Annotated in this window: 11 protein-coding genes and 1 pseudogene; 2 read left to right on the top strand and 10 right to left on the bottom strand. The window is 70.5% G+C overall.

Going from position 1 to position 12,308, the window contains the following annotated elements; all coding sequences use genetic code 11:
• Positions 1-252: 252 nt before the first annotated feature.
• Positions 253-1,440 (top strand): acyl-CoA dehydrogenase family protein, encoded by a 1,188-nt coding sequence (locus ACFVYN_RS01285; RefSeq protein ID WP_389990769.1) that lies wholly within the window; start codon positions 253-255, stop codon positions 1,438-1,440.
• 187 nt (positions 1,441-1,627) lie between these two features.
• On the opposite strand, the gene gap is transcribed toward ACFVYN_RS01285, so the two are convergent.
• From gap to ACFVYN_RS01235, 10 genes are all read right to left on the bottom strand, one after another.
• The gene (gene gap, locus ACFVYN_RS01280; protein ID WP_389990767.1) at positions 1,628-2,626 is read right to left on the bottom strand and encodes a type I glyceraldehyde-3-phosphate dehydrogenase; all 999 of its coding nucleotides are present in this window, start codon (positions 2,624-2,626) and stop codon (positions 1,628-1,630) included.
• Between the two features lie 127 nt (positions 2,627-2,753).
• Entirely contained in the window at positions 2,754-3,710 is a 957-nt protein-coding gene (locus tag ACFVYN_RS01275; RefSeq protein ID WP_389990765.1) for a GlxA family transcriptional regulator, read from the bottom strand.
• 20 nt (positions 3,711-3,730) lie between these two features.
• The gene (locus ACFVYN_RS01270) at positions 3,731-4,159 is read right to left on the bottom strand and encodes an OsmC family protein (protein ID WP_389990763.1); all 429 of its coding nucleotides are present in this window, start codon (positions 4,157-4,159) and stop codon (positions 3,731-3,733) included.
• Between the two features lie 57 nt (positions 4,160-4,216).
• Entirely contained in the window at positions 4,217-5,188 is a 972-nt protein-coding gene (locus tag ACFVYN_RS01265; RefSeq protein WP_389990761.1) for a phosphotransferase enzyme family protein, read from the bottom strand.
• Positions 5,189-5,224: 36 nt separating this feature from the next.
• Entirely contained in the window at positions 5,225-6,889 is a 1,665-nt protein-coding gene (locus ACFVYN_RS01260; RefSeq protein WP_389990759.1) for a hypothetical protein, read from the bottom strand.
• A 175-nt stretch (positions 6,890-7,064) separates the two neighbouring features.
• The gene (locus ACFVYN_RS01255; RefSeq protein WP_389990757.1) at positions 7,065-8,423 is read right to left on the bottom strand and encodes a cytochrome P450; all 1,359 of its coding nucleotides are present in this window, start codon (positions 8,421-8,423) and stop codon (positions 7,065-7,067) included.
• Between the two features lie 52 nt (positions 8,424-8,475).
• The gene (locus ACFVYN_RS01250) at positions 8,476-9,084 is read right to left on the bottom strand and encodes an ATP/GTP-binding protein (RefSeq protein ID WP_389990755.1); all 609 of its coding nucleotides are present in this window, start codon (positions 9,082-9,084) and stop codon (positions 8,476-8,478) included.
• The gene (locus tag ACFVYN_RS01245; protein WP_007386762.1) at positions 9,056-9,433 is read right to left on the bottom strand and encodes a DUF742 domain-containing protein; all 378 of its coding nucleotides are present in this window, start codon (positions 9,431-9,433) and stop codon (positions 9,056-9,058) included. The genes ACFVYN_RS01250 and ACFVYN_RS01245 overlap by 29 nt, the downstream gene beginning before the upstream one ends.
• Positions 9,430-9,831: a roadblock/LC7 domain-containing protein gene (locus ACFVYN_RS01240; protein ID WP_037713893.1), complete on the bottom strand. Its 402-nt coding sequence runs from the start codon at positions 9,829-9,831 to the stop codon at positions 9,430-9,432. Before ACFVYN_RS01240 ends, ACFVYN_RS01245 begins: the two co-directional genes overlap by 4 nt.
• Positions 9,828-11,015 (bottom strand): ATP-binding protein, encoded by a 1,188-nt coding sequence (locus ACFVYN_RS01235; RefSeq protein ID WP_389990753.1) that lies wholly within the window; start codon positions 11,013-11,015, stop codon positions 9,828-9,830. Before ACFVYN_RS01235 ends, ACFVYN_RS01240 begins: the two co-directional genes overlap by 4 nt.
• 368 nt (positions 11,016-11,383) lie before the next feature.
• On the opposite strand from ACFVYN_RS01235, the pseudogene ACFVYN_RS01230 reads away from it, so the two are divergent.
• Positions 11,384-12,298: pseudogene (locus ACFVYN_RS01230) on the top strand (GNAT family N-acetyltransferase).
• The last annotated feature ends 10 nt before the right edge of the window (positions 12,299-12,308 follow it).

Below are 12,308 nucleotides of genomic sequence, written 5' to 3'. Positions count from 1 at the left end.
ACATCGGGTGTATCCGGGAACCTAAGAGGCGCATGTGCACCTGTCAATGACTCCACACCTCGTGAATGCAGGTGTTTGGGCTGTACGCAGGGACACGCAGCGCAGATCAGCACGTCAGCTGGCCTAGACCAGCCTGAGCGACTCATCCGATGTATGCGCGCCGAAAGCTGGGCCTGAAAGAGGCGTTGACACCCGTCGGGTTCGGCGTCACGGTGAGGGTTTCCCGTGCGCATCGGGCCCGGAGGTCTTGTCTTGGCTGGTTCATCCGCACCGAACTCGGACGCCGAACTCCTCGAAAGCGTACGGAAACTTCAGCCGCTCATCCGCTCGCAGGCCCTGCGCACGGAACGGGAACGCCGGGTGACGGGCGAGGTCGTCGCGGCCCTGACCGACGCCGGGGTCCACCGCATGAACGTCCCGCGCCGGTACGGCGGTCACCAGTCCTCGGTGCGCACACAGGTCGACGTGCTGAGCGAGATCTCGGCCGCGTGCGGATCGACCGGGTTCACGGCGCTGATCCAGGCCGGGTGCGCGTTCATCGCGGCGCTCTTCCCGGACGAGGCGCAGGACGAGATCTTCACCGCCCCCGGCGTACGGGTCAGCGGCACCCTCGTCCCGAAGGCGAAGGCCCGTCCGGTGGACGGCGGTTACGTGGTCGACGGAACCTCGCCGTTCGCCACCGGCTGTCAGGAATCCGACTGGCATCTGCTGACCGCTGTGGCGGACTCCGGTGACGGTCGCCCACCGGACCTGCTGTGGACGGCCGTTCCGATGGCCGACCTCGACGTGCTCGACGACTGGAAGGTCTCCGGTCTGGCCGGGAGCGGCAGCAACAGTGTCGTGGCCCGTGACGTCCACGTCCCGGCCCACCGCGTGCTGCCGCTGGGGCCGTTGCTGGCCGGTTCCTTCCCCTCTCGCCTCAACAGCGCCGACCCCTTCTACGGCATGCCCGTCCTCCTGCTGTTCTGCGCCTGGACGGCAGCCGGCGCCCTCGGTCCGGCCAGGGCGGCGCTCGCGGACTTCGGCGAGCGCGTCCATCAGCGCGGCATCACCTACACGATCTACGACCATCAGCACGAAGCCCCCGTCACCCATCTGCAGTTCGCCGAGGCCGCGATGAAGATCTCCTGCGCCGAACTGCTCACCGCCGACTTCGTCTCGCTGATGGACACCCGGGTCGCCGACGGCAACTCCTACACGACAGAGGAACGGGCTCGCATCCGGGCCCAGGCCGGCTATGTGGCGCGGCTGTGCAAGGAGGCCGTGGATCTGATCGGTTCCGCGTCCGGAGCGTCGTCACTGCACCTGGAGGTGCCGGTCCAGCGGGCCGTGCGGGACCTGAACGCCCTGAACCTGCACTCCTTCGTCAACCCGGCCGCCAACCTGGAGCTGTACGGCAGGGTGCTGTCCGGACTGGACGCCGGTACGCCGTTCCTGTGAAGACCGGGAATTGCTGGGACAGCCGTTCAAGACAGGCGAGGTTATCGACCCGGGGAGGGAGGCGCTGCCCTCTCCCAGCGCTCGGCGTGTTGCCGCTCCCGCTCGCCCTGCTCCGGTGATGACCCTGCCGTTCGGGTCATCACCGGTCAAGACAGTCACGCGCGGGCCGTGCGGGTCCGAGCGTCGCTCAGCCGTTCGCCAGGAGTTCCAGTGTGTCGATCACGCGGTTCGAGAAGCCCCACTCGTTGTCGTACCAGGCGACGACCTTGACATGGCGGCCCTCCACGCGGGTGAGGGCCGAGTCGAAGATCGACGAGGCGGGGTTGCCCGTGATGTCCGAGGAGACGAGCGGGTCCTCGGAGTACTCCAGGATCCCGGCGAGGGGGCCCTCGGCGGCGGAGCGGTACGCCGCGAGCACGTCCTCGCGGGTCACGTCGCGGGCGACGGTCGTGTTGAGCTCGACGATGGAGCCGACCGGAACCGGGACGCGGATCGAGTCGCCGGACAGCTTGCCGTCCAGGTTCGGCAGCACGAGGCCGATCGCCTTGGCGGCGCCGGTCGTGGTGGGCACGATGTTGACACCGGCGGCGCGGGCACGGCGGGCGTCGCGGTGCGGGCCGTCCTGGAGGTTCTGCTCCTGGGTGTAGGCGTGCACCGTGGTCATGAAGCCGTGCTCGATGCCGGCGAGCTCGTCGAGGACCGAGGCCAGCGGGGCGAGCGCGTTGGTCGTGCAGGAGGCGTTGGAGACGATCGTGTGCACGTCCGGGTTGTAGGCGTCGGTGTTGACGCCGTACGCGAGGGTGACGTCGGCGCCGTCCGAGGGCGCGCTGACCAGGACCTTCCGCGCACCCGCGTCGAGGTGGGCGCGGGCCGCCTTGGCCGAGGTGAACCGGCCGGTGGCCTCCAGCACGAGGTCGACGCCGAGTTCGGCCCAGGGAAGCTGTGCCGGTTCCCGCTCGGCCAGCACGGTGATGCGGCGGCCGTCGACGACCAGGGTGTTCCCGTCGACGGTCACCGGACGGCCCAGACGGCCGGCCGTGCTGTCGTAGGCGAGAAGCCTCGCGAGGGTGGCGGGTTCGGTGAGGTCGTTGACGGCGACGATCTCCAGGGCGCTGTCGCGTTCGAGGAGCGCGCGCAGCACATTGCGCCCGATGCGGCCGAATCCGTTGATGGCGATGCGAGTCATGAATGGTGTCCCGTTTCCGATGTCCACTTCCTACGCCACCAGGCTCGCGCGCGGCCTCCGCCGCTGACAGTGGCGCGATCGCCATGGTTCAAAAGGATCGCGCCAGGCGATCCCGGGCGCGGGAGGGCTACTCGCCCCGGGTGAAGGTGCGCCGGTACTCGCTCGGCGTCGTCCCCAGGATCCGCTGGAAGTGCGTCCGCAGATTCGCGCCCGTCCCGAGCCCGACGTCGGTGGCGATCTGCTCGACACTCCGCTCCGACCGCTCCAGCAGCTCGCGGGCCATGTCGATGCGGGCGCGCATGACCCACTGCATCGGCGTGTACCCGGTCTCCTCGACGAAGCGGCGTGAGAACGTGCGCGGCGACACCGCGGCCTGCCGCGCCAGGAGGTCGAGGGTGAGGGGCTGGTCGAGTCGGTGCAGGGCCCACTCCCGGGTGGCGGCGAAGCGCTCGCCGAGCGGCTCGGGCACGCTGCGCGGTACGTACTGCGCCTGACCGCCGCTGCGGTAGGGGGCCGCGACCAGGCGCCGGGCCGCGTGGTTGGACGCGGCGACGCCGAGGTCGCCGCGCAGGATGTGCAGACACAGGTCGATGCCGGAGGCGGCGCCGGCCGACGTCAGCACGCTGCCCTCGTCGACGAACAGCACGTTCTCGTCGACCCGGACCAGGGGATGCCGCGCCGCGAGCGCCCTCGTGTAGTGCCAGTGGGTCGTGGCGCGCCGCCCGTCGAGCAGGCCGGTCGCGGCCAACGCGAAGGCGCCGGTCGAGATGGCGGCGAGCCGCGCGCCCCTGCTGTGGGCGGCGACCAGGGCGTGGACGACGGCCGGCGGCGGGTCCTCGCGGTCCGGGAACCGGTAGCCGGGGACGAAGACGAGGTCCGCCCACGCGAGCGCCTCCAGACCGTGGGCGACGTGGTACGACAGCCCGTCCCCGCCGCTCACGAGTCCCGGGGCCGCGCCGCACAGCCGTAGCTCGTACGGCATGCTCGCCCGCGTGGTGAACACCTGCGCGGGGATGCCGACGTCCAGGGGCTTCGCGCCTTCGAGGACGAGAACGGCGACGCGGCGAAGGCGGGAGACGGACACGGGGACAGGCTACGCAGAGGTCAGGCGTCCTCGACGGTCGCCGTGACGGGCGTGCCGATCTCGACCGTGCGGCTGACCGTGCACAGGCGATCGTGGGAGGTCTTCACCGCCCGGGGCAGGATCGTGCGGGCCCGCTCTGCGCCCTCGCCGTCGGGGAAGGTCACGGTGAAGGCGACCGCGAGGTCGGTCAGCCGGTTGCCGAGTTCGTCGTTGATCTTGTTGCCGCTCACCTCGACGCTGAAGGAGGCCGGTTCGGCGTGGCGACTGGTGGCGAGGTCGACGTCCACCGCCGTGCAGCCGCCGAGCGCGGCGAGAAGCAGTTCGACCGGGGTGAACTCGCTGTCGGAGCCGGTGCCGAAGTTGATGGTGCCGCCTCGGGTGTTGGTGGCGACGAAGTGGCCGGTGGCGGTGCGTTCGACGGTGACCGACCGCGCGGAGTTTTCGCTCATGCCGAGGACATTAGTCCGGGCTGCCGAGCGGTGCCCGCGGGCCACGGTGCCGCTACGTCACCACTCGGCCGCCAGCGCCTCCGTCAGCCGGGAGACGGCGCTCACGTCGGGCAGGCCGCGCAGCTTGGCCAGGGCCTCCCGGCTCCCGAACGCGCGCTGCTCGGCCGTGATCGCCGGATCGACCGCACAATCGGCCTGCACATACACGTAGTTGAGCTCGGTCGCGAAGAGCATCGAGAAGGCGTCCAGGTTCCTGATCACCGCGCGGCCTCCGGTGTCCCGGTAGGCGCGCACCATGCGCCGTGCCGCCGCTGCGTCGAAGCGGTTGCCGCCCGACCACACGTACACGGCACGGGCCAGTTCACGCTCCGCCGAGACGGGCCCGGCGTTGTCCCAGTCGAGCAGGACCGGTCCGTCCGCGCCGACCAGGACGTTCTGCGGCCGCATGTCGAGATGGGAGTTCACCACGTCACCGGGGGACGACGGCGAGACATGCCGGGCCAGCTCGACGGCCGTCGTGGCGACGAACCGGCCCAGCTCCCCCGCCCAGGGCAGGCCTGCCCGCTCCACCTTCCCGAGCAGCCCGGCCCAGTCGGACGCCGGGTTGCAGCGTTCGTACCAGCCGCTCGGAGTACCGCTCGCACCCTGACCGGCCCTGTGCAGAAGGGCGAGCGTACGGCCGCACCAACTCAGGATCTCAGGGTCCGACGGGTCGGCCGCGGTGCCGTCGACCCAGTCGTACAGCTTCACGTAGGAACCCTCGGGCAGCCGTACGACGTGGGCGCCGGTGCGGTCGGGCAGCAGCCGGGGCGAGGAGACGCCCAGCGTCTCCGCCGCGTCGCGCAGTGCGGACTCGGCGCCGACGTCCGGCTCGTCCTTCTCGAAGAGCAGTTCCTTCACCGCCCACGCGGTGCCGTTCCCGGACAGCTTCCAGATCTGGCCCAGGGCACCGCGGGCGACGGGTGTCATCGTCCGGTCTCCCGGGCCCAGCGCGTAGGCCTGCGCGATGAAGTCACTCGTGTTCCGCATCCAACTCCCCGCCGACAAAGACCTGTTGCCGAGAGCCTATCCGCAGCACCCCGAACCGGTCTCCAGACGGCAGAAGCAGGACGCCTGCACCGGTACGTCGGCCAGCGCGGCGGCGACCCGCAGCTGCTGGGCGACGATCCGTGCCTCTCCCTCCTTCTTCCCGCGGACCAGGCACTCGTGAAGGCCGTGCAGCGCCCACACGTTGCCCAGGTGCTGGAGCGGCCGCGGGAGGGTGTCGTCGAGGCCGAGGTCGGCGCGGTAGACGGCCTCGGCCTCGGTGACGCGCCCCTGTTGGAGCAGGAGGGCGCCGTAGGCGTGCCGGGTCGGCTGCATCCAGCCCCAGGGCTCGTCGCAGGGGAGGCTGTCGTCCAGTTCGATGGACCGTTCGAGCGCCGCGAAGGCGGTGTCGAACTCGCCCTTGCGATAGGCGAGTTCACCGTCCAGCATCGCCGAGGCGATGGCCAGGATGTCCGCGCACGTGTTGTTGAAGAGCATGCGGGTCTCGGGGACCTCGCCGACCGCCTCGTGGAACAGGGTGCGTTCGCCCTCCGCCTCGGTGATGCGGCCGAGGGCGGACCAGGCGACGCCGCGGGCGTAGTGGAGCATCGCGGTCGTCACGCAGTACAGGCGCGGGTCGGCGGGCATCGGGAGGTCCAGGATGTCGGCCCAGCGGCCGAAGCGGACCAGGACGTGGACGCGCATCGCGAGGAAGCCTTCCAGCCAGTCGGCCATCGGCGGGCTCTCCACCCGCAGCAGCTCCTCCGGGATCGACTCCTCCAGCTGGGCGGCGGTCTCCAGAGCGGTCTGCGACTGGCCCAGGAACATCGCCCCGTAGATCTTGAAGTGGTAGTTGTGCGAGCGGTAGAGCGTGTAGAAGTTCATGGCTCCGGCCCGGGCGAGGGCCTTCTCGTCGGCGGCGATCGCGGCGCTGTTGTCCGTCACCACCCGCCGGTAGTCGCCGCACAGCACCTCCAGGTGCGAGGGCATGTGCAGAAGGTGTCCGGCGTCGGGTACCAGACCGCGCAGCCGGTCCGCGACGGGCAGGGCCAGTTCGGGGGTGGGCGACATCTCCATGAGGTGGACGTACAGGTGCAGGACGCCCGGGTGGGTGCGGCCGGAGGCGCCGGCGAGCGACCGTTCCAGCACGGCCCGGGCCTCGCGGGTGCGGGCGCCGACGGCGGGCTCGCCGGTGCGCAGGTCCCACAGCTGCCAGGGTGTGAGGTTCATCAGCGCGTCCGTGTACAGCGCGGCCACGTCCGCGTCGTCCGGGGCGAGTTCGTGGACGGCGGCCATGCGGTCGGCGTACGGCACGTTCCACACCGCGCAGTCCTCGGCGGGCTCGGCCTGCGGATAGCGCAGGCGCAGGGCGTCGATCAGGGCCCGCTCGACCGGGGTGGCCCGGTCGGCCGCCTCCCGGTGCGCGGACTCGACGGCCGCATGGGTCCGCTCGACGGTCCGAACCAGGTCCCGGTCGTCGAAGAACTCCCAGGGCTTGTTGTAGTTGGGGCCGAGCGCGTAGGCGATGCCCCAGTGGGCCATCGCGCAGTCCGGGTCGGCGGCGGCCGCCTTCTCGAAGCAGGCCACAGCCTCCTCGTGATGGAAGGCGTACGTCCACACCAGGCCGCGGTCGAACCAGAGTTGGGCCTCGGCGGAGTCGGTGGTGACGGGCCGGCCGTGAGAGCCGAGGTCGTAGTACTCCATGCGCCGCTCCTCGCACTGCGCGCTGTGCTGTACGGAAGTCGAATTCTGCCGGAGGAGGGGGCCCTTCGGGCGCGCGCGAGGCGATCTGTGCCCCGAACGAACAGAGGTGCCGGAGAGGGGACTTGGGAACGGTCAGTCCTCTCTCCGGCACCGGAGGCCGGGCGGCGCTAAGCCGTCACACACGGAAGATCTCGAGGAAGCTGCTCCAGAAGCCCTTCTTGGCCGGCTTCTGCGATGCGGGTGCGGGTGCCGGGACACGCGCCGCCTGCTGGGGCTGCTGGACGACGGTCGGGCGGGGCGCGGTGGGCACGCCGTACGCCGATGCCATCCGGGTGGCCGGGGTGGGGCTGAACCGGACGGGGAGGGTGGCCAGGGCGCGGTGGAAGGGGCCGGGACGCCACTGCAGTTCCTGGGCCGGGACGCTCAGGACCAGGTCGGGCAGCGCGTTGAGGATCAGCTCGATGGCGGTGACCGCGATGACCTGGGCCGGGCTCTTGGCCGGGCAGGCGTGCGGGCCCGCACCCCAGGCGAGGTGGGCCCCCCGGCTGTGGGCCTGGCCCGAGGAGGCGAGCGCGGGGTCGCTGTTGGCTCCGGCGAAGCTGATGACCAGGGGGGAGTTCGCCTGGACCACCACTCCGCCGAGGTCGACGTCCTGGAGCGGGAAGTGCGTCGCGTAGTTGGCGATGGGCGGGTTGTTGAGCAGGACGTGGTCGAGGGCGTCCTCGATCTGCATGCTCGGACCGTCCCCGCCGTCCCGGTCCAGGAGCAGGAGCAGGGCGTTGGCGATGAGGTTGCGCTCGGGCTCCACACCGGCGCCGATCAGCATCACCAGCTGGTCCTTGAGCTCCTCGTCGCTGAGCCCGGCGGGGTGCTGGACCAGCCAGGAGGTGATGTCGTCGCCGGGTTCGCGGCGCTTGAGGGAGACCAGCTCCATGAAGCAGGCGGTGAGTTCCTCGCTGGCCTTCAGCGCGTCCTTGCCGTCGAACATGTCGGCCATCGCGCTCGTGACCCGGTCGCCGATGGCGGCGGGGCAGCCGAAGAGCTTGTTGATCATCAGCATCGGCAGCAGCTTGGCGTAGTCGTTGATCAGGTCCGCCCGGCCCCGCTCGCTGAACTGGTCGATGAGGTAGGCGGCGATCGGCTCGACGTCGCGGCGGATGCGGGTGACGTTGAGGCGGTCGAGGCTCTCGGTGACCGCCTTGCGCAGCCTGAGGTGCTGGGCGCCGTCGGTGAACAGGCAGTTGGGCCGGTAGGCCATCATCGGCAGGACGGGGCTGTCGAGGGGGACCCGGCCGTCGTTCAGGGCCGTCCAGCGGCGGCCGTCGCGCGCGAACAGGGTGGGGTTCTGGAGGACGCGCAGGGCGGTCTCGTGGTCGACGACCAGGGTGGCGTCGACACCGGGGGCGAGTTCGACCGGGCCGGCGGGGCCGTGCGCCCGGAGGTAGTCGTAGACCTTCTGCGGGTCGGCCGCGAAGGAGCCGTCGTACATGGGGCATCTGGCCGCACCGGTGGCGGCCGTGTCGTGAACGTCCATGTGGGTGTCCTTTGGTGGCCCGGACCGTGCGGCCCGGGCGGGGAGTGGTGGTTCAGGCGGCGCGGTCGAGCAGGTGACGCACGAGCGCGATCAGGGCACGGGCGGAGGAGCGCTGGTCACGGGCGTCGCAGTAGATGACGGGAGTGTCCGGAAGCAGGTCGAGGGCTTCGCGGATCTCCTCCTCCTCGAAGTGGCTGGTCTGCGAGAAGGTGTTGACGGCGATCGCGTACTCGAGGCCGTACTCGTCGATCAGGTCGATGACCGGGAACGTCTCCTCCAGTCGCGAGGGGTCGACCAGGAGCAGGGCGCCGAGCGCGCCGCGGGCCATGTCCTCCCACAGCTGCATGAAGCGCTGCTGTCCGGGGGTGCCGAACAGGTACAGCACCAGCTCGTCGCTCAGCGTCAGCCGGCCGAAGTCCAGCGCCACGGTGGTGGTCGCCTTCTCCGGCGCCCCGCGCAGGTCGTCGACGTGCACGGACGCCTGGGTCATCTTCTCCTCGGTGCGCAGAGGAGTGATCTCCGACAGGGACCCGATGAAGGTCGTCTTGCCCACGGCGAAGTGTCCGACCACCAGGATCTTCGCGGCGGTGGTCACGTCGGCGGACACGTAGATGGAGCCGTTCGCCCCGGGGTCAGCCGATGTTGAGGGTTTCGAGTCCATGCAGAACCTTCTCGAGTATCGCTCGGGGGACGTGCTGGGCGGGGGCCGGTTCAGCGCGGCGCAGGAGGTGCCCCTGTTCGAATAAATCGGACAGCAGCAGTCGGGCCACGCCGACGGGCAGGCCCAGATGACCGGCGACTTCGGCGACCGAGAGGTAGCCGCCCGAACACAGCTCCCAGATGGCCCGTACCTCGGGGCCGGCCCCGAGCGGCAGGGTCCGGTCGGGGGCCAGGCACACCAGGGTGTGCAGGGCCAGGTCGTCGTCGGAGGGCAGACGGCGGCCGCCCGTGATGACGTAGGAGCGGACGAAGTCGCTGGTTACCGGAGCGTCCTCGCCTGGCCAGGTCATGCGTCTGCGCCGGTGTGCTGGCGCGGGGTCGCGCTCATCGCCTTGGTCAGCGCGCCCACCGTCTTCTGCATCCGGATCGACATGGCCTCCATGTCGACGTCCAGGGCGGTCGAGACGGCGAGGTAGGAGCCGCTGCCCCCGGCGATGAGGAAGATCCAGCCGCCGTCGAACTCGATCAGTGTCTGCTTCCACAGGCCCTTGCCGCCGCCCACGAAGGGGGCGACGCTGCGGCACAGGGACTGCAGCGAGCTCATCGCGGCGGCGTTGCGCTCGGCGTCGTCACGGACGATGCCGTCGGACCGCTGCATCAGCAGGCCGTCCGCCGAGACGAGGATGGCGTGGCGGGCTCCGCGTACCTCGAGCACGTCGTTCAGCACCCACGACAGGTCGGGATTCACTGGTTCTGAGGTCCTTCCGTGTTGTCCGAGTCCCGCCCGAGCAGGGTTCCGCGAGCGAATGCCTTGAGCCGTGAGGCGGTCTCCTCGCCGGCCGCGTCCAGGTCGGGCACCTCGGCCCTGGGCGTGGCGACCATGGAGACGGCGCCGTTGCGGCGGCGACGGCGCTTGGGCAGGCCGCCGGCCGTCTGTCCTACGACGAGGGAGGCGACGGGGGTCGGCTTGGCCGCCACGGGCTCGCCCTCCTGGTCGTCCAGTTCGACGGGCGCGGGTGCGGGCACGTCCGCCGTCAGGAGGTTCTCGGGCACCCGGACCACGGCACGCACGCCGCCGTACGGGGAGACCGCGTCGACGGAGACGTGGAACCCGTAGTGGGCGGCGAGCTTCCCGGAGAGGGCGAAGCCGAACTTGGGCGGGTCGCCGAGGCTCGTGATGTCCACGGATCCGCCGGTGGTCAGCAGGGACGCGGCGCGGGCCTTGGTCTCCTGGTCCATGCCGAGACCGGCGTCGTCGACGATCAGGCAGATCCCGGTGGGAACGGCCTGGATGTTGATCTCGACGGGGGTGCCGGGGGCGCTGTACTTGGTGGCGTTGTCCAGCAGTTCGGCCAGGACCATGGCGACCGGCTCGACCGCGCGGCTGGTGATCGCCACGTTGGCCTGCGAGTGGACCTTGACCCGCTCGAAGTCGCGGATCCGCCCCTGGGCGCTGCGGGCGACGTCGTACACCGAGGCGTCCCGGTCACGCCGGCCGAGCCAGCCGCCGCAGAGCACCGAGATGCCCTTGGTACGGCGGCTGAACTGGCTGCCGGTGTGGTCGACCAGCATCAGGTCGGCGAGGACCGCGTGGTCGTCGCCGTACTTCTGCTGGAGTCCGTCGAGCAGGGCCAGCTGCTCCTCGGCCAGGGTCGCCAGGGTGCCGACGGCCGACTTCAGGGTCGCCTTGGTGGCCGACTCGGCGTCCTTGCGCACCTCTTCCAGATCCGCGGCGTGCCGTGCGCTCACGGACGAGTAGGTCGTCTGGAGCTCGGCGAGCTGACCTCGCACACCCGCCATGTCGCCGTGCAGTTTGTTGTTGTTCGCGCGGAGCTGGATGTTGGTTCTCCGTGCGCGCATCACTGCGAGAATCGCAGCGATGAGTACCACGAGCAGGACCCACAGGAGTGGATCTTCGAACAATGACGTCATGAGACTCTCTTCAAGTCGCCTCGCGTCGGGAGACTGACCGTGCATGGGACCCCGGAAATGCCCGTCGCCGTGCGGCGCGGACGTTACCGGCGGACCAACCGTCACTCCTTCACGATGGGGCCGTTTTGGCTGTCCCCCGTACGCGCGTATGACGCGTCATCAGCCTACTGAAAAGTGTAATGATCTTATCAGCCATCACAGTGTCAACAGGCGTACCAGGCGCCACACTTGAGGACTCTCCACAAAGATCCCGCAAAGGACTCATCCACGCCGGGCGGGGGTGGTGGTCGCCGCGGTGGCGGTCCGCAGGGGATCCCCCTGTTCCGGCCGCTCGCTCATGATCAACGGGCGCAGCCTACCAAGGCCTCCTGCGTGCTGCCGCGCCCACCGACGCGCCGGCCGTCACCGAGTTGCTCAACGAGCTCGACCGGATCGAGATCGGGCGGCCCGAGACGGATCTGCACACGGTGGAGTCCGATCTGGGGCACCCCGAGACCGACCCCGACCGCGACTCGTGGCTGGCCTTCGACGGACCGCGCCTGGTGGCGTACGCCCTGGTGTGGGACGACTCCAAGGGCGAGCGCGTCAACGTCGACCACTATGTGCTCCCCGACCATCAGCAGGCCGGTGAACTCCTCTTGGAGGCGGCCGAGACCAGGGCGCTGGAGAAGGCCCGGGCGAACAGCGCCTCCCGGGCCGTGCTGCATCTGCACCTCAACGCGGCGCCCACGACCGACCTCGCGCTGCTGCGGGCGCGCGGGTGGTCGGTCGTACGCCGCCATCACGTGCTGGAACGGGCCCTGCGGGCCGACGAGGACCTGGCGCCCGGCCGCCCGCGGGCGTACGGGTGCGGGACTGCTCCGACGAAGCGGACCGGAAGCAGGCGCACGCCCTCCACCAGGCCGCCTTCACCGAGGACTTCGGCTTCCAACCGCGCCCGGTACGAGCGGTGGCTGGACAGCATCCAGGCCGACAAGCTCGACTGGTCCCTGGTGTGGCTCGTCTCCACCGAGGACCTCGGAGACGTCGGTCTGCTGATCGCCCGCGACAGCCGCGAGGCCATGGGGTGGATCCGCAGCGTCGGAGTCGTCCGCGAGGCCCGCGGCCGGGGCCTCGGAGGGCTGCTGCCGCGGCAGGCCTTCGCGGCGTTCGCTGCCCGGGGACGGGACACCGTGGGGCTCAGCGTGGCCACCGAGAACGCCACCGGGGCCCCCGCGTTGTACGCGCGCAACGGAATGTCGGTCCGTTACGCCGTCGACACCTGGGAAATCGTGCTGAGTTGAACGCGTATGA

The sequence above is a fragment of the Streptomyces sp. NPDC058307 genome (genome assembly GCF_042880295.1).
In the GTDB taxonomy this organism is placed as follows: domain Bacteria; phylum Actinomycetota; class Actinomycetes; order Streptomycetales; family Streptomycetaceae; genus Streptomyces.
Note: the sequence above shows the minus strand (reverse complement) of the source record. Positions and strands in the feature narration are given on the sequence as shown.